General features: G+C 63.8%; 16 protein-coding genes and 1 pseudogene. 6 read left to right on the top strand and 11 right to left on the bottom strand.

The genetic code is table 11. The features are described 5' to 3' along the window. Positions 1-8 precede the first annotated feature (8 nt). Together QA643_RS13470 and QA643_RS13465 are read right to left on the bottom strand one after the other, a co-directional pair. Positions 9-581, bottom strand: a complete 573-nt coding sequence (locus tag QA643_RS13470; RefSeq protein ID WP_283033647.1) for a DUF6505 family protein — start codon at positions 579-581, stop codon at positions 9-11. A gap of 7 nt (positions 582-588) precedes the next feature. Further along, on the bottom strand, positions 589-1314 hold the full coding sequence (locus QA643_RS13465) for a biotin/lipoate--protein ligase family protein (RefSeq protein WP_283033646.1): 726 nt from the start codon (positions 1312-1314) through the stop codon (positions 589-591). Between the two features lie 197 nt (positions 1315-1511). Here QA643_RS13465 and QA643_RS13460 point away from each other — a divergent pair, with 197 nt between their 5' ends. Continuing rightward, positions 1512-3551: a 4Fe-4S binding protein gene (locus QA643_RS13460; protein WP_283033645.1), complete on the top strand. Its 2040-nt coding sequence runs from the start codon at positions 1512-1514 to the stop codon at positions 3549-3551. A gap of 46 nt (positions 3552-3597) precedes the next feature. Then, positions 3598-4410, top strand: a pseudogene (locus QA643_RS13455) (Mrp/NBP35 family ATP-binding protein); the annotation flags it as partial. A 100-nt stretch (positions 4411-4510) separates the two neighbouring features. On the opposite strand, the gene QA643_RS13450 reads toward QA643_RS13455, so the two are convergent. From QA643_RS13450 to QA643_RS13435, 4 genes are all read right to left on the bottom strand, one after another. Beyond that, positions 4511-5536, bottom strand: coding sequence for a histone deacetylase family protein (locus QA643_RS13450; protein ID WP_283033644.1), 1026 nt, complete (start codon positions 5534-5536; stop codon positions 4511-4513). A gap of 513 nt (positions 5537-6049) precedes the next feature. Beyond that, positions 6050-6886 carry an SDR family oxidoreductase gene (locus tag QA643_RS13445; RefSeq protein ID WP_283033643.1) on the bottom strand — a complete coding sequence of 279 codons (837 nt, stop codon included), beginning with the start codon at positions 6884-6886 and terminating at the stop codon, positions 6050-6052. An 8-nt stretch (positions 6887-6894) separates the two neighbouring features. Beyond that, positions 6895-7770, bottom strand: a complete 876-nt coding sequence (locus tag QA643_RS13440) for an alpha/beta hydrolase (RefSeq protein ID WP_283033642.1) — start codon at positions 7768-7770, stop codon at positions 6895-6897. 31 nt (positions 7771-7801) lie between these two features. Further along, positions 7802-8851, bottom strand: a complete 1050-nt coding sequence (locus tag QA643_RS13435; protein ID WP_283033641.1) for a hydroxyacid dehydrogenase — start codon at positions 8849-8851, stop codon at positions 7802-7804. A 217-nt stretch (positions 8852-9068) separates the two neighbouring features. Between QA643_RS13435 and QA643_RS13430 the strand changes: the two genes are divergently transcribed. The 3 genes from QA643_RS13430 to QA643_RS13420 all read left to right on the top strand — a co-directional run bounded on the left by QA643_RS13430 (position 9069) and on the right by QA643_RS13420 (position 10773). Further along, positions 9069-9638, top strand: a complete 570-nt coding sequence (locus QA643_RS13430; RefSeq protein ID WP_283033640.1) for a thiamine pyrophosphate-binding protein — start codon at positions 9069-9071, stop codon at positions 9636-9638. Between the two features lie 8 nt (positions 9639-9646). After that, on the top strand, positions 9647-10255 hold the full coding sequence (locus QA643_RS13425; RefSeq protein WP_283033639.1) for a thiamine pyrophosphate-dependent enzyme: 609 nt from the start codon (positions 9647-9649) through the stop codon (positions 10253-10255). A gap of 164 nt (positions 10256-10419) precedes the next feature. Then, on the top strand, positions 10420-10773 hold the full coding sequence (locus tag QA643_RS13420; protein ID WP_283033638.1) for a VanZ family protein: 354 nt from the start codon (positions 10420-10422) through the stop codon (positions 10771-10773). A 55-nt stretch (positions 10774-10828) separates the two neighbouring features. On the opposite strand, the gene QA643_RS13415 is transcribed toward QA643_RS13420, so the two are convergent. The 4 genes from QA643_RS13415 to gcl all read right to left on the bottom strand — a co-directional run bounded on the left by QA643_RS13415 (position 10829) and on the right by gcl (position 14871). Continuing rightward, positions 10829-11212: a DUF1236 domain-containing protein gene (locus QA643_RS13415; RefSeq protein ID WP_283033637.1), complete on the bottom strand. Its 384-nt coding sequence runs from the start codon at positions 11210-11212 to the stop codon at positions 10829-10831. A 135-nt stretch (positions 11213-11347) separates the two neighbouring features. Further along, positions 11348-12235 (bottom strand): 2-hydroxy-3-oxopropionate reductase, encoded by an 888-nt coding sequence (locus tag QA643_RS13410; RefSeq protein ID WP_283033636.1) that lies wholly within the window; start codon positions 12233-12235, stop codon positions 11348-11350. Between the two features lie 31 nt (positions 12236-12266). Then, positions 12267-13052 (bottom strand): hydroxypyruvate isomerase, encoded by a 786-nt coding sequence (hyi, locus tag QA643_RS13405; protein WP_283033635.1) that lies wholly within the window; start codon positions 13050-13052, stop codon positions 12267-12269. A gap of 19 nt (positions 13053-13071) precedes the next feature. Further along, positions 13072-14871, bottom strand: a complete 1800-nt coding sequence (gene gcl / locus QA643_RS13400; RefSeq protein ID WP_283033634.1) for a glyoxylate carboligase — start codon at positions 14869-14871, stop codon at positions 13072-13074. A 323-nt stretch (positions 14872-15194) separates the two neighbouring features. Between gcl and QA643_RS13395 the strand changes: the two genes are divergently transcribed. Beyond that, entirely contained in the window at positions 15195-16214 is a 1020-nt protein-coding gene (locus tag QA643_RS13395; RefSeq protein ID WP_349253266.1) for an N-acetylmuramoyl-L-alanine amidase, read from the top strand. Between the two features lie 7 nt (positions 16215-16221). Here the strand turns inward: QA643_RS13395 and QA643_RS13390 are convergent, their stop codons facing one another. Further along, positions 16222-17247 carry a hypothetical protein gene (locus QA643_RS13390; protein WP_283033633.1) on the bottom strand — a complete coding sequence of 342 codons (1026 nt, stop codon included), beginning with the start codon at positions 17245-17247 and terminating at the stop codon, positions 16222-16224. Between the last annotated feature and the right edge of the window lie 63 nt (positions 17248-17310).

Below are 17310 nucleotides of genomic sequence, written 5' to 3'. Positions count from 1 at the left end.
ACGGTCCGTCATGTACGATTCGTGCCGGCGTCAGTCCTGATCAGCCCAAGAAGATCGACCTCTTCGGCAGGTTCATCTTCGCCTTCCACTTCATGGAAGGTAAAGGCGCTGGCATGGGCGTGCAACCGGTCGCCATCTGCGGCACCGGCGCGCGGTTTCAGGGTGCGAAAGCGCTCGCGGATTTCGCCGTTGTCGACGCTGCGCTGCACCGCAAGCAGTGTCTGCGGCGGATGTTCGCACAGCGAGGCTGCGAATGCGATCTCCTCCTCCGCCGCATGGCGCGCGGCCTCCGCATCAGGTGCGCCGAATTTCTCCAGCAACTGGCTGGCGAGCCGCGCGACCATTGCCTGCCGCTCGGCTTCGGTTGCTTCAGTGACGATGGCTAGCGTCGACCATCCAAGACTGTCGATGCCGAGAAATCCCGAGCGCAGCGCCACACGCTGCTTTGGGCCCAGCCTTGCCAAATCCCGGTTCCAGAACACGAAGGCGCCGGAAACGGCCCATTCGCCAGGTTCCGCCGCCCGTTCGAAGACGAACGTATCCGACGGATCCAGCCTGATGGTTCGCGGAAACTTCAGCATGTCCGCCTCATCCGAGTTTCGGACCGCGCGCCTGCGGATCATACCAATCGGAGCGCCCCAACGCATCCACAAGGCTGCTCCTGTCAGGCTCTCCGCGGCTGTTCGGCAAGCTCACCAGAAGATCGCCGTTGATATCGATGCCGCGTCGCTCGCCGGCCTTCCCCTTGGGAAGCCGCTCCAGATAGTCCCGTGCAATCGCCTCAAAGCCGCGCTCCTTCCAACGATCGAAGGCGGTCATCAAGTGGCGGCTAAAACTTTCGATGATCGCGTCGGTCTCGACCATCTCGAAGCCTTCGCTCAGCAATGACACGCCCGCGGCGGCCTGCACCTCCGGGACATGCGCCATGGCGGCGGCGCGCAGGATCACCCCGAAAACGAGCCACGGCGGAACCTGATCTTCGGCGAAATCCATCGGCCAGGCCAGCCGCCCGCCGCCAAGCAATCCGGCATCGAACCTGACGGCGTCGGGCCAGTCGAACGTGACCTCCCGCTCCGGTGGGCAGTGCGCGGCAATCGCGTCCGCCAGCGCATTCATCCCGGCAAACAACGCCCGGCGCGCCGATCTCAGCGGCTCGTCCGGTTCGAGCACCACCGCGAACTCGACCAGATCGTAGCGGCGCACCCAGACCAGCGTCCCGGCCCCCGCCTCCGGAGCGATTTCGCAGGCATGGGCAAAGGCGTCGCCAAGCTCGCGCAGCGCGACCAAAGTATAACCGGGCGGCAGATCGAGCATCTGTTCCGTATGCCCTGGACGAACGATCACGAACTACTATTTCCTCATTGCTGGGCGGCCATCTATGTATGCTATCCCGCACAGTCCGGGCGGCGCGAGCGGCCTTCTGTCTTGCAGATATCCGTCCGAGCGGTTACCGCAGAACTGTAGGATGAAGCAACAACCCGTTGGATGCTCCGGGTTCAAGGTATTTCAAAATGAGTGCGGCGACGTCTCGCCTCCTGATTTGCAGTTGCGAGAAGACCATGCCGCTCGACGCGGAAGCGATCGCTCGCGGCTGCACGGCCAAGATCACGCAGGCCAACCAGCTTTGCGGTCTCGACCTCGACCGCTTCAAGGAGGCGCTCGCTGCCGGCGAGCCGATCACGGTCGCCTGCACGCAGGAAGCACCGCTGTTTCGGGAAGTTGCCGAAAATTCCCCGCAGGCAGAGCTCACCTTCGTCAACATCCGCGAGACCGGCGGCTGGTCGAAGGACGCCTCGGCGGCCGGGCCAAAAGCCGCTGCGTTGATTGCCGCGGCGGGCGAAGAGACGCCCCCGCTCTCATTGGTGACGCTCGAGAGCTCCGGCGTTGCGCTGATCTATGGCCGGGACGAAATCGCGATCGAGGCGGCGCAGCGTCTGGCTGATCGTCTTGATATCACCGTGCTTCTGAGCAAGCCCGGGGACGTGACACCGCGCCGTACCAACGAGTTTCCCGTTCTCAAGGGCACGATCCGCAACGCCCATGGGCATCTCGGCCAATTCGAACTTGCCATCGACGATTACGCGCTGCCCTCCCCCTCCTCGCGCGCGAAGCTCGTACTCGGGCCTTCGCGCGACGGCGCAAAATCGACCTGCGATCTGATCCTCGATCTCTCGGGCGGCATGCCGCTATTTCCCGCGCACGAATTGCGCCCCGGTTATGTGCGCGCCGATCCGCGCGACAAGGTCGCCGTCGAGCGCGCAATCGCGGAGGCAGGCAGTCTCGTCGGCACCTTCGACAAGCCGCGCTTTGTCAATTTCGAGCCGTCGCTCTGCGCGCATTCGCGCTCGTCCATTACCGGCTGCACGCGCTGTCTCGATCTGTGTCCGACCGGCGCGATCACGCCAAACGGCAATGCGGTCGCCATCGATGCCAATGTCTGCGCCGGCTGCGGCTCCTGCGCATCGGTTTGCCCGACTGGCGCGGCTTCCTATGCGCTGCCGAGCGTGGATGCACTGATGCGGCGGTTGCGGACGCTGCTGCAGACCTACCGCAAGGCCGGCGGAAGCGACGCCGTCGTGTTGTTTCACGACGGCGAGCACGGTGAGGACATCATCGATGCTCTGGCGCGGTTCGGCGACGGTTTGCCGGCCAACGTGCTGCCACTGCGCGTCAACGAAGTGACGCAAGTTGGACCGGAGCTTATCGCAGCCGCGTTCGCCTATGGCGGCAGCGGCGCCGCGCTGCTGACGCGCGCCAAGCCACGCCACGACATCACGGCGCTTCGCCGCGCGGTCGAGACATCAGATCAAATCGTCGCGACGCTCGGCTTCGGTGCTGGCGCGATCCAGATCATCGAGACCGACGATCCGGATCAACTGCGCGCCATGCTGGATGCCGCCCCGCGCGGGATCGCGACACAAAAGCCGGCCGGCTTCGTGCCGCGTGGCGCGAAGCGCGGCGTGCTGGAAACGACCTTCCGCGAGCTTCACCTCGCTGCCCCCGCACCGGTCGATGTGATACCGCTGGCGCCGGGCGCCCCGTTCGGCACCGTGAAGCTGAATGTCGAGGGATGCACGCTGTGCCATGCCTGCGTCACCGCCTGCCCGACCGGCGCGCTATCCGACAATCCCGATCGAGCGATGCTGCGCTTCACCGAAAGCCTCTGCGTGCAGTGCGGGCTTTGCGAGGCGACCTGTCCCGAGAAGGTGATCACCATCGAGCCGCGCCTCGACTTTCAGGCCTGGAATTCCCCGCAGCGCGTCTTGAAGGAAGAAGAACCCTTCAACTGCATTGCCTGCGGCAAACCGTTCGGCACCAAGAGCTCGATTGAGCGGGTGCTGGCCAAGCTTGGCGGTGAGAAGCACTGGATGTTCCAGGGCGCCAATGCGCGGCGTCTCGACGTCATCAAGATGTGCGCCGACTGCCGCGTCGAAGCCGTGGTGAACGAAAGTTTCGATCCGCACGCGGCGCCGCAGCGCCCGCCCGTGATGTCGACCGAAGATTATTTACGTGCGCGCAATGTGAAGAAGGACGATCCGCTGGGATCGTGAGCCGTCCGTGTCCACTGCCCCTCCCGATCTCAAGGCCCGCGCAACGTCGAAGGCACCGGGCATTCCCGGCGTCAAGCACATCATCGCGGTGGCCTCCGGCAAGGGCGGCGTCGGCAAATCCACCACCTCATGCAACCTCGCGCTCGGCTTTGCCGCGCGTGGACTGAAGACCGGCATTCTCGATGCCGACATCTACGGGCCGTCCCTGCCAAGACTGTTCGGGCTGCGCGGCAAGCCGCGGCAGATCGCTGCGCGCCTGCTGGAGCCGATGGAGCGCTTTGGCGTCAAGGTGATGTCGATCGGCTTTCTGGTCGAGGAAGACAGCGCCATGATCTGGCGCGGGGCGATGGTGATCTCGGCAATCACGCAGATGCTGCGCGAAGTCGCGTGGGGCGATCTCGATATTCTCGTGGTCGATCTGCCGCCCGGCACCGGCGATGCGCAGCTTACCATGGCGCAACAGGTGCCGCTCGCCGGCGCCGTCATCGTCTCGACGCCGCAGGACATCGCGCTGATCGACGCCCGGCGCGGCATCGCAATGTTCGAGAAGGTGAGCATCCCGATCCTCGGCCTGATTGAAAACATGTCGAGCTTCTGCTGCCCGACCTGCAACCACGTCACGCCGATCTTCGGACACGGCGGCGCGCGCACCGAGGCGGAACGCCGCGGCATTCCCTATCTCGGTGAAATCCCGCTCGATTTGCAGATCCGGAAAACCTCCGACGACGGCCGCCCGATCGTCGCCATGGAACCCGACGGCACCCACGCCAAGCGTTATGTCGGCATCGCCAGCGACATCTGGACGTCGATCGTCACCGGCGCGGCGCACCGGGCGCCGCCGCGCATCGTCATCGAGTAGAGGCAGGTCCGGCCGATGCCAGACCGCCTAAACAAAATATCGAAAACAACCCCATGCACAGTAGCCGTCAAGGGCCATTGTAGCCGGCGATCGATTGAACCTAACGCGCCTCTTCGAAACCGCCGAGCACCGCGGTGAGATTGGCGCCGAGAGTATCGGACAAATACCCGCCCTCCTGCACGAACACGGTCGGAAGGCCCAAACGGGCAATCGCCGCGCCGATGCGGCGGAAGCCGGACGTCGTCACGGCAAGGCCGGCGAGCGGATCGTGCTCGGAGGCATCCAGACCGAGCGCCACCACCAGCGCGCCGGGCGCGAACGCCCGGATGGTCTTTTCCGCCTCCCCGATCGCCTTGATGTAGTCGTCATCGCCGGTGCCCCTCGGCAACGGGATGTTCAGGTTGGCGCCGAGGCCGGGACCTGCGCCGCGCTCATGCGCGTATCCCCAGACGAAGGGATAGAAAAACACGGGATCGGCATGGATCGACACGGTGAGAACGTCCGGTCGCTCATAGAAGATGCCCTGCGTGCCGTTGCCATGGTGCACGTCGACATCGAGAATGGCGACGCGCTCATGCGTCAGCCGGAGGTGGGCGGCTGCCACCGCGCTGTTGTTCAGGAAACAGAAACCGCCGGCCATGTCGGCATAGGCATGATGCCCCGGCGGCCGGCACAATGCATAAACCGCGTCTTCGCCGTCCACGACGAGTTGCGCCGCCGTCGCCGCGACATCGGTGGCGGCACAGGCGGCGGCGTAGGTGCCCTTGCCGATCGGAGCCCCCGTATCCGCCGCGTGCCAGCCGAGGCGGCCGACGATGTGGGTCGGATACGTCGCGCCGTAGCGAACCGGGTGGACGTTGGGGATCATCTCCGCGCCGGAGTCGCCGAGCGCGACCCAGGCGTCCCAGGCCTCCTCCAGAAAGCGCAGATATTCGGCGCTGTGGACGCGCGCCCGCGGGCCCTGGCCGAACACCGTGGGCTCGATAAGCGTATGCTTGCCGGCCTTCAACCCCGCCAGCAAGCGATCGGCGCGCTCGGGCTGCTCGGTGGTGCGCTTGATCACGCCGCGCACCAGGAAGAATTGCGGGTCGTGGCTGCGATGCAGTTCGGTGTAGACGGCCTTCACACGGTTACTCCGTTGGTTGGAATGGAGAACGTGGCAGCCATCTGCGCAACGGCACGTCAGACACAAGCGCTGGCATTCGTCTGCCGGGTTCCTGGCAGGCATGATAAGGGGATCGATGTGCGGTGAAAGGGCCGTCTTCGATGACCAGTGGGCCGCGAGGGACGTAACCCGCAAAATTCATCGGCCGAGGGGTTAGTTCGTCGACAAGGAGCCTAGCGAGGATTGAAGGAACGCCTCAAGCGCCGGCGGACGGCAGGCTGGCGGCGGCGATAGCCACGATCTCCGACAGCCTGGAGGACGCGCTGCTCAGCAATGAACGAACCTGTCGCATATCTTCATCTTCCATATGCGCCGGGGGGCAAGGGCGCACAGGGAAGATGATATTAGCGGGCTAACTAGTCGAGATTGCTGGGAAAATAGCAATGCGCGCTTCGTCCGGAGGCCTCTCGGCAGTGGATTCATTGCCGCAATCGCCCCGGCGGCGAACAACATTTTCTCCCCGGATTCCGGCCCTCAGAGCCCGGTAATGCCGCTGTCGACCGCCAACGTCTGGGCGTTGACGTAGACACTCTCGTCGGAAATGAAGAACAGCGCCGCGTAGGCCACTTCCCAGCCGGTCGCCATTCGCCCGAACGGCACGCCGGCGGCGGTCCGCGACGGACGGCCGGCGCTGGCGTGACGGCCGAGCGGCGTGTCGACCAGGCCCGGGCAGATGGTGTTGGCGCGGATGCCGCGCCTTGCCCCTTCCTTGGCGACATTGCGCATCAGCCCGCCAAGCGCGGCCTTCGAGGCGTCATAAGCGATCAGCCGCGAGCCGGTGCGAAGCGCCGCGATCGACGAGATGAACACGATCGAGCCGCCGTCCGCGATGTGCCCCAGCGCCTTGCGGCAGCAGAGCATCGGTCCGGTCAGGTTGACCGCAAAGGTGTCGTTCCATTCCTTGAGGTCGACGCTGCCAAGGCCGAGCTTGCCAAGCCCGATGCCGACGTTAAGCACCATGCCGTCGAGCCCGCCGAGCCCTTCGATCGCCTCGTCGACCATCCGGCCCACGTCGTCCTCGCGCGCGATATCGGCCTGGATCGAAAAGGCCCGGCCGCCTTCGGCGGCAATGCGCTGCACGGTGTCATCGGCGCTGGCGCGGTTCATGTCGGCGACCGCGACGTGGGCGCCTTCCCGCGCGAACAACAGCGACATGGCGCGGCCGTTTCCAACCGGATCGATGGGAGCGTCGAACGTCCGCTGGCCGCCGCCGACGATGAGAATTTTGCGGCCCTGAAGGCGCCCGCGGCCAGGTGCTTCGCCTGCGGATTCCGGGCTGAGCTGGCGGACATATTGGATCTTGTCGGACATCCTTCATCTCACCGTGTTTGGGCCAGCTGCGTCGCATCGAGAAACCGCCGCAGCGATGCCAGCACCAGGTCGAGCCGGTCGTGATGCAGCCAGTGTCCGGCGCCCGCGATCTTCTGCAGTTCGGCGCCCTTGAAATGCGCGAGCAGGCCCGCGGCTTCGGGATCGGGCAGAAAGCTTTCGTCGCCCCACATCAGGAGGGTCGGACAGGTGATGCGCGACCACAGAGCGGCATAATCCTCCGACGATAGCCGGTATGGCGCCCTCGCCCGCTGATAATGGTCGAATTTCCAGCGGTAGAGGCCGTCATCGCCCTTCCGGACGCCGTGACCGGCCAGATGAAGCGCCAGCGCCGGTGTCAGGCGCTTGTTGCGCGTGGACAGCCGCTTCGCCGCCTCCTCGATCGTCCCAAATGTGCTCTCCTGATGATCGCCGATGCGGTCGAGCTGGGTGATCCAGCGCGACATCTGCTCGGCAATCGGCGCGGATTGTGAGTTCGACAAGAACGCGCCGTCGAGCACGACGAGGCGCGACACCCTTTCAGGGTAGGTGCCGGCATAGGCCAACGCGACCATGCCGCCCATCGAGTGGCCGACAATCGCCGCATCCTGCAGCTCGGCAATGCGCATCAGCCGGGTCAGGTCATAAACATTGTCCGTGAGGCTATAGCTGCTTCCCTTCGCCCATTCGGAATCGCCATGGCCGCGCAGGTCCGGCGCCATGATGTGGAAGTGCGGCTGCAATGCGCGCGCGATCGCGTCCCAGCTACGGCAATGGTCGAGCCCACCGTGAATCAGGACCAGGGGCGGCGCCGATACATTGCCCCAATCGACATAGTGCAGCCGCAGCGCCTGGGACTCGTAAAAGCGATCTGCCGGCTCGATCATCGTTAAATCGTCTCTCGCGGGAGGTGCCGGCCTATTTCGGCGCGAACCCAAACGCGCGCTCGAAGCGCCTGGCATAAGCCGGCCATACCTCGGGATTGACGACGCGCGGCGGCCGCTTGCCGTCGAGCGCATCGAGAATCTGCTCGGCGGCGATCTTGCCCATGTTGATGCGTGCTTCCTTGGTGACTCCAGCCGTATGCGGGCTCGCCAGCACGTTGTCGAACTGCAGCAGCGGATGCTCCGGCGGCGGCGGCTCCTTGTCCCAGACGTCGAGCCCGGCGCCGGCGATGCGCTTGTCGCGCAGCGCCTCGTAGAGCGCCTCCTCGTCGTGAATGAAGCCGCGCGCAGTGGTGATGAAGAAGGCGTGCGGCTGCATTAGCGCGAATTCGCGCGGGCCGATCATGCGCCGGTTGTCCTTGGTCAGCGGGCATGAGATCGAGACGAAGTCCGAGCGGCGCATCAGATCGGCGAGCTCGACCTTTTCGCCGCCACGCGCGGCGATTTCTTCTGCGGAGAGATAAGGATCGTAGGCGATCACCTTCATGCGCAACAGCCCGTTGCAGAGTTCGGCGATGCGCCGGCCGACATTGCCGATGCCGACGATGCCGACAGTCTTGCCCTGAACTTCGTTGCCGATCAGCGAATTGCGATTGACATTGGCCTGGCGGCGCAGCGCGCGGTCGGATTCGAGGATGCGCTTGGACAGCGTCAGCATCATGCCGAGCGCGTGCTCGGCCACCGAATTGGCGTTGCCGCCGGATTGGTTGACGACCAGCACGCCGGCCGCCGTACAGGCGTCGATGTCGACGGGATCAAAGCCCGCGCCGTTCGAGGAAACGATCAGGAGATTCGGCGCCCGGCGCAGCAGATCCTGGTTGACGTGGAAATGCCCGGCGATCTCGTCGCGCGCTGCGCCAACCTGATAGGCATGCGCCGCCGACAGGATCGGCGCCGCAACGGCGTCAGGGCTGTCGTTCTCCAGCCGGTCGAGCCGCACGTCGGGGCGCGCCTTCAGAATGTCGATGTAGATTTCGTGGGCGAGATATTTGACGTAGAACACGCGCTTGTTGTTGACGGTCATTTCCCTGGCAGCTTTCGGTTGAGCAGAGCCTAGCGTTCCCTATATCTTCATCCGCTTATCTCACATCGTCGCACGTCTGATGTAGCGGCGCGCAGCGCAGAGCCGGATACGTTCGGAACATGTTGACAATCTCGCCAAGCGCGTCAAGTTTCTCTGCCCCAACGATAACGAAGGATGAACGCCGACGCATGATCGGCGCGGGCAGAGGGAGACCGAAATGGCGGTTGCAGAAGAAAAAACCTCGCCAGGTACTTCCGAGGGAGGCGCTTCCGAACAGAGCTGGCACGGCGTGGTGCTGCAAACGCTCAAGCGCAACGACGTCCGTCTGGTCCCCTACGTGCCCGACCGCGTCCTGACGCCGCTAATCAAGAGCCTGCACGCCGACCCGTTTTTCACGACCTTCGCCACCGCGCGCGAAGAGGAAGCGGTCGGCATCGTCTCCGGCGCCTGGATGGGCGGCATGCGGAGCGCGGTGCTGATGCAGACGTCTGGATTTGCCACGCTCGCGAACGTGCTGGCGTCGCTGGCGATCCCCTATCAGATCCCGCTGATCATGTTCGTCTCCGAGCGCGGCACGCTTGGCGAATTCAATTATGGGCAATCCCTGGTCTGCCGCACCATGCGGCCGGTGCTGGATTCGCTTGCGATGGAGCACCACACCATCACCCGGTTCGATGAGCTCGAATTCATCGCCGACCGCTCGATCAAGCAGGCCGTCACCACACAGGCGCCGGTGGCGCTGATCCTCTCGCCGCTGCTCACCGGCGGCAAGATCTTCGACAAGTGAGCGATATCATGAACAGTGATAATCCGGTCCGCAACACCAAGATCATGAACCGCTTCGATCTCACCTCGCGGCTGATCGCGAAGCTGAAAAGCGAGGAAGCCGTGATCGGCGGCATCGGCAACACCAATTTCGACCTATGGGCCGCCGGCCACCGGCCGCAGAATTTCTACATGCTCGGCAGCATGGGCCTCGCCTTCCCGATCGCACTCGGCGTCGCGCTGGCGCAACCGAACCGGCGCGTGTTCGCGCTGGAGGGCGACGGCTCGCTATTGATGCAACTGGGTTCGCTGACGACGATCGCGATGATGGCGCCGAAGAACCTCACCATGGTCGTGATGGACAACGGCATCTACCAGATCACCGGCGCACAGCCGACGCCGGCGGCTTCCGTCGCCGACATCGTCGCCATTGCGGTGGCAAGCGGGCTCACAAACAGCAGCTGGGCAGCGGACGAAGACGACTTCGAGCGCCTGATCGAGGAGGCCCTGTCGGCGGAGGGGCCAACCCTGATCGGTGTGCGCATCGACGACAAGCCGGGCACCGGCACCACCCGCCGCGATCCCGTGCAGATCCGGGAACGGTTCATGCACGGTATGGGCGTAAGGGAGCCGCTCTAGCTGCAACCGTCATTCCGGGGCTATGCGAAGCATAGAACCCAGAATCTCGAGATTCCGGGTTCGCCCTCCGGGCGCCCCGGAATGACGCGCTTCAATTAACCACGGCTCGTCGCCTCGTTCGCGCGCATGGACTTACCGCGCGGATTGTGTGCTATGCCGTCCCCATGACGATCATCCTTCGACTTGCCGCCTGGGGCCTTGCCGCGGCCATCGCTTTCGCAACCCTCGGCCCAGCGGAACAGCGGCCGCATTCGAACCTCGGACAGAACGGGGAGCATGCGCTCGCTTTTGTCCTGCTGGGGCTCGCCTTCGGACTGGCCCACACGCGCAGCCGTTCGCTGACGGCGGCCTTCGTTATCAGCTACACCGGCCTGATCGAAATCATGCAGTTCTGGGCGCCCGGCCGGCACGCGCGGATGGAAGATTTTGCGGTTGACGCGATCGCCGCGTCGCTTGGCCTTGTGGCCGCCGCGGCGCTTGACTGGATGGTCAGGCGAACACGCCCCAGCGCCTCCTGAAAAAATCCCCGCGGGACGACGCCCGCGAGGATGGCTCAGCAAAAACTTACGTTCGTTAGTCGAGGATCCGGACCACCCGGCGCGTCCGCGGCTCCACGATCACGCGGCGATCATTGACGACCGCATAGCGATATTCGGTGTGCTGCGGGACGGTGCGCAGTTCGACGGTCGGCGGCAACGGCTCGCCTACCACCACCCGCTCACGAACCACGACCGAGCGGTCACGCGGAACCGAATTGATCACGGCGTTCGGAATCTCCACAGCAGCGCCGACCGCGGCGCCCACTGTGCCACCGACGATCGCGCCGACCGGACCCGCCGCTTCACCGCCCCGCGCGGCACCTTCCGCGGCCCCTTGCGCGGTCGTCGACTGCGCAAATGCCGCGCCCGGCAGCAGCAGCGCGGCGGCAATCACGGAAACGGCTAAACGATTATTCATTGCACCCTCCAGTAATTTGGTGATGCTTTTCAACTACTGGAGGCGCGACAGGTTCCGGTTCCATTGGTGCGGAAAAAAGCCCGCGCCGAAGCTTCGACGCGAGGTTCCAGTCACAGGGAGTTCCAGTCAAATCGGTTAGCCTTTTGCCACCTCGTGGCTTGCCATCATTTCGAGCGCGCGCACCATGCCCGAGTGATCCCATGCCTTGCCGCCATGCGCAGCGCAGGATGAGAACAATTGCTGGGCCAGCGCCGTGCTCGGCAAGGAAAGGCCGAGCGCCCGCGCGCCCTCCAGCGCCAAATTGAGATCCTTCTGGTGCAGCTCAATGCGAAAGCCCGGTTCGAAATTGCGCTTCACCATGCGCTCGCCATGGACTTCGAGAATCCGCGACGAGGCGAAGCCGCCCATCAGCGCCTTGCGCACCAGCGCCGGATCTGCGCCGGCCTTCGATGCAAACAACAGCGCCTCGCCGACCGCCTCGATCGTCAGCGCCACGATGATCTGGTTGGCGACCTTGGTGGTCTGCCCGTCGCCATTGCCGCCGACCAGCGTCACGTTCTTGCCCATCTTGTCGAAGATGGGCTTCATGGTTTCGAAAGCGCGTTCCGGCCCGCCGACCATGATGGTCAGGCTCGCCGCCTTGGCACCGACCTCGCCGCCGGAAACCGGCGCATCGAGATAGTCGCATCCGAGCGCCTCGATCTTCTTGGCAAACTCCTTGGTGGCGAGCGGCGAGATCGAGCTCATGTCGGCGACGATCTTGCCTTTCGATAGCCCGGCCGCGACACCGTCAGGCCCGAACAGCACCGCTTCTACATGCGGCGTATCCGGCACCATGACGATGACAATATCAGCCTGCTCGGCGACCGCCTTGCCCGATTTGCAGACGACGCCGCCCTCCGCCACCAATTCCGGTGCGATGGGAGCGACGTCATGCAGGAACAGGCGGTGGCCGGCGGCCTGGAGGTGGCCTGCCATCGGGCGTCCCATGGTGCCAAGGCCGATAAAGCCGATATTGGTCATTTCACACTCCCCTTCGTTTCTTGGTTGTCGGTCAGGTATCGAGCGTCAGCGCCGCGTGCCAGCCGAGACCATCGACCGTCGTCGTCCGCGGCTTATATTCGCACCCGATCCAGCCACGATAACCAATAGCGTCGAGATGCCTGAACAGGAAGGGATAGTTGATCTCGCCGGTCCCCGGCTCGTTGCGGCCGGGATTGTCGGCGAGCTGCACATGGGCGATGCGGGGCAAGTGCTTTTGCAGCGTTCGCGCGAGATCGCCCTCCATGATCTGCATGTGATAGATATCGTACTGCACGAACAGATTGTTTGAGCGCACATCCGCGATCAGCTGCAGCGCCTGCGCGGTCTTGTTGAGGAAGAAGCCGGGAATATCGATCGTGTTGATCGGCTCGATCAACAGCTTGATCCCCTCCTTGCCGAGCGCATCGGCCGCAAAGCGCAGATTGCCGATCAAGGTCTCGTTGAGATCGGTCGCATCGGCGCCTTCGGGCGCGATGCCGACCAGGCAGTTGAGCTGTCGGCAATCGAGCGCCTTGGCGTAATCGATCGCGCGCGCGACCCCGTCGCGGAATTCCTCTATCCGGTCAGGCAGGATGGCGATGCCGCGCTCGCCGGCGCCCCAATTGCCGGCGGGCAGATTATGCAGCACCTGGGTCAGGCCATGCTGGTGCAGCTGCTCGCGCAGCTCCGCCTTGTCGAAATCATACGGGAACAGATATTCCACCCCGTTAAAGCCGGCGGCCTTGGCGGCGGCGAAGCGCTCGAGGAACGGCACGTCGCCGAACAGCATGGTGAGATTGGCGGCAAATTTCGGCACGGTTGTTCTCCCCTAAACTTCAGGCCGGCAGCAGCGTGCCGGGTTTTGGCGCGCTCGATTTTGCCGGCGTGTCATCCAGCGGCAGATCGAGCACCTCCTCGAATTCGATGACGTTGTCGATCTCGGTGCCCATCGAGATGTTGGTGACCCGTTCCAGGATGAACTCGACGACCACGGGCACCCTAAATTCTTCCATCCATTGACGCGCGGTCGCGAACGCCGCCTGCGCATGGTTCGGATCGGTGACGCGGATCGCCTTGCAGCCGAGCCCCTCGGCGACAGTGACGTGGTCGACGCCATAGACCCCGATCTCGGGCGCGTTGATGTTCTCGAAGGAAAGCTGGACATGGTAATCCATGTCGAAGCCGCGCTGCGCCTGGCGGATCAGCCCGAGATAGGAGTTGTTCACGACCACGTGGATGTAGGGCAGCTTGAACTGCGCGCCGACCGCGAGTTCTTCGATCAGGAATTGGAAATCATAGTCGCCCGACAGCGCCACGATCTCGCGCTTCGGATCGGCCGCGCGCACGCCAAGCGCCGCCGGCAACGTCCAGCCGAGCGGACCGGCCTGCCCCGCATTGATCCAGTTACGCGGACCGTAGACGCCCAGAAACTGCGCGCCGGCGATCTGCGACAGGCCGATCACGCTGACATAGCAGGTGTCGCGGCCGAACGCCTTGGTCATCTCCTCATAGACCCGCTGCGGCTTGATCGGCATGTCGTCGAAATGGCTCTTGCGTAGCATGGTGCGCTTGCGGTCCTGGCACGCCGCCGGCCACGCTTGGCGCTCTTTCAGCTTGCCGGCCTTGCGCCATTCCTTCGCAACGGTGACGAAGAGTTCGAGCGCCGCCTTGGCATCCGACACGATGCCGAAATCCGGATTGAAGACACGGCCGATCTGCGTCGGCTCGATGTCGACATGCACGAAGGTGCGGCCCTTGGTATAGGTCTCGATCGAACCGGTGTGACGGTTGGCCCAGCGGTTGCCGATCCCCAGCACGAAGTCGGATTGCAGCATGGTCGCGTTGCCGTAGCGGTGGCTGGTCTGCAGGCCCACCATGCCGGCCATCAGTACGTGATCGTCGGGGATGGCGCCCCACCCCATCAGCGTCGGCACCACGGGAACATTGATGGTCTCGGCGAACTGCACCAGCAGATCGGACGCGTCGGCATTGATGACGCCGCCGCCCGCCACGATCAGAGGCCGCTCCGCGGCGTTGAGCATCTCCAGCGCCTTCTCGATCTGCTTGCGGGTCGCCGCGGGCTTGTAGACCGGCAGCGGCTCATAGGTCTCGTCGTCGAACTCGATCTCGGCGAGTTGCACGTCGAGCGGCAGGTCGATCAAAACAGGCCCGGGACGGCCCGAGCGCATGATGTGAAACGCCTGGCTGAACACGCGCGGCACCAGCGCCGGCTCGCGCACGGTGACCGCCCATTTGGTCACCGGTTTTGCGATCGATTCGATATCGATGGCCTGAAAGTCTTCCTTGTAGAGCCGCGCGCGCGGCGCCTGCCCGGTGATGCAGAGTATCGGAATCGAATCCGCGATCGCCGAGTAAAGCCCGGTGATCATGTCGGTGCCGGCCGGCCCCGAAGTGCCGATGCAGACGCCGATATTGCCGGCCCTGGCGCGGGTATAGCCCTCGGCCATGTGGGAAGCGCCCTCGACATGGCGCGCCAGGATATGGCCGATCGAGCCGCGCTTCTTCAGCGCGGAGTACAGCGGATTGATCGCGGCACCGGGAACGCCGAAGGCGATGCTGACGCCCTCCTTTTCCAGGATCCGCACGGCTGCATCGACCGCTCGCATCTTCGCCATCTCGCACCTCGCTTCAAACAGGGTTGGCTCTGGACGCGATCTTCGTGGCGGCGACAGGTGATCTCAACGCGGGCGATTTTATTTCCCGCGGAGTGGGAGGGGATCAAAAAAAGCGCGGATAATCAGACGCTTGAGTACATTGCACGATGGAATTCCAGGGCACCAATGATCGACGACACAAATGCTGCCGAGCGGTACCCTTCGACGAAGGAACGGAAGCCGCCGGGAAAACCGGGTCTCCGAAGTACCCCGCAGTGCCTGCTGTCGACCTCTTCGATATCGCGATCCGAGCTGCTATGATGGCCTCCAAGAGGGGGACCAGCATGAGGCGGGGCGGGTTCATTGGTGTTCTCGGTGGCATTGCTCGGCGATTTTGGCCACGCCGCCGCGCCCTCGTCGCCGCGATGGTCGCCATAGCGCTTCTGCCGGTCGAGGCCAGCGAGGCCGGCTGGCTGTCGGACGTCTTCAAAGGCACGTCAAAGCAAGCCAAACCGTCAAAACAAGCCAAATCGCCGAAGCGCGTCGCTTCGCGCAAGCCGGCCGCTTCGCCGAAGCCGGCCGCCTCGCCGAAGGCCCCTGGCGTAAAGCTCGCCGCCCTGGGCCCGTTCGGCCTCAACCCTGCCGCTTTCAAACCAGCCGCCAACCGGTGCGAGCCTGCCAAGTTCCGGATCGTTCTGGACGTCGGCCATACCGCCGAATCGGAGGGCGCGATCAGCGCCCGCAACGTTTCCGAGTTTGTCTTCAACCTGCGCCTGGCCAAGCGGATCGAGGCGAAGCTGAAGGCCGAGGGCTTTACGGAAACAAGATTGCTGCTGACCGAGGGCAAGGCCAGGCGCAGCCTTTTCAAACGCGTTGCTGCCGCCAACGATCTGCCGGCGGATCTGCTGCTGTCGATCCACCATGACTCCGTGCCCAACAAGCTGCTCGAAGACTGGGAATTCGAGGGCAAGAAAAGCCGCTTCAGCGACCGCTTCAGCGGCTATTCCGTCTTCGTCTCCCGCGACAATCCGGACTTCAAGACGAGCCTCTCGTTCGCCGAACTGATCGGCAAGGAGATGAAAGCGCAGGGCCTCGACTATGCCAAGCAATATACCCTGCCAATCATGGGCCGGTATCAACACCCGCTGCTGAACAAGGACACCGGCGTCTACAGCTACGATGAGCTGATCGTGCTGCGAAAGACCCGGATGGCCGCCGCGCTACTCGAGGCGGGCTCGATCATCAACCGGGATGAAGAGCTCAAGATGAGCTCGCGTGAGCACCAGGATACCATCAGCAGCGGCGTTGCGTCGGCAGTGAAGGAATTCTGCGAGCCCCGGTGGGGCATGCTCGGTCCGCTCTGACGACACCTCAACTCTTTGATCCCGCCTTGATCTCCTCGAACTTGGCCAGCGCGCGTTCAAACTTCTCGTTGAAGAGCCACATCGCATCGAGAATTTCGCGGAAGGTTGCTGAAGTCCTGGCCCTGTCAGCTTGTCCAAAAGTGAACATGCTGTTGTTTCGCAAGTAAGCCATGATCTTCGGGTCGGATATTCTGTAACCGGCCAGGTCGCGTGAGGCGAGCGCGGACCTCGTCGGGCTCGGAATGATCTGGATCAGTTCGAAGAGCTTCATCTGATCGATCGCATCAGGCAATGTCTTCACGATCGACGGCACCTGCGGAAAGATATCCGCGTGCGCGTTCATCAGGCCATCGCGCACGGCGGTCCAGTGATTGAACCGGTGATCCTGATTGCCGGCCCGCGCCTCTTCCCTGTCGTCGCGATCGTTCAGTGCCGGATCAAAGGCTGCGACCTTGCTTTTTATCGCCGACCATTTCCTCCGGCCGTTTTGATCTTCGGGTACGCCGGTCTGCAAACTGCCCTTGTACTTGTTCGAGCGCGCATTCCCGATGTTCTGATTGCCATTGGTCTCGGCGAAGAACAGCCCGAGGCTGATACGGCCGGCTGCTTCGGCATTGGCCGCATCAAGGCCCCTGGCTCGCGCAATGACCCGGCCCAGATCGACGACATCCTTGAACGGCGTATCCGATTTTTGCGCATTGGCCGGCGGCGCCTGCATGAGGTCGAAGAGTTTTTTGTACTCATCGAGCAGCGGCTCGTTGCCGGCATCGAAATACGCCGGCGGGATTCCGTATTTATTGGGCCCGCCAATCCTGGACGGAAGCGCGTCGGTGAGGTCCTTGTAGGCGCTGATCATGTCGTTGCGCGCAAGGTAGAGCGCCTGTCCCGGCAGGTTCGGCAATGCATTCGAATTGATCTGCGCGCGCCGCTGCTTCAGGACCTGCTCAAAATTGGTGCGCGAATTATTGTAGGCATTGAGCGCATCCGACTGCTTTTTCGTGAGTGCCGCCGGTTCGCCCATTGCAGGCGGCATGAAAAAGAGCCCGAGGGCAAGTGCTGCAATGGGCCCGGCAATAATGCTTCTTATCCCCATCGC

This window comes from Bradyrhizobium sp. CB3481 (assembly GCF_029714305.1).
Taxonomy (GTDB): Bacteria; Pseudomonadota; Alphaproteobacteria; order Rhizobiales; family Xanthobacteraceae; genus Bradyrhizobium.
Note: the sequence above shows the minus strand (reverse complement) of the source record. Positions and strands in the feature narration are given on the sequence as shown.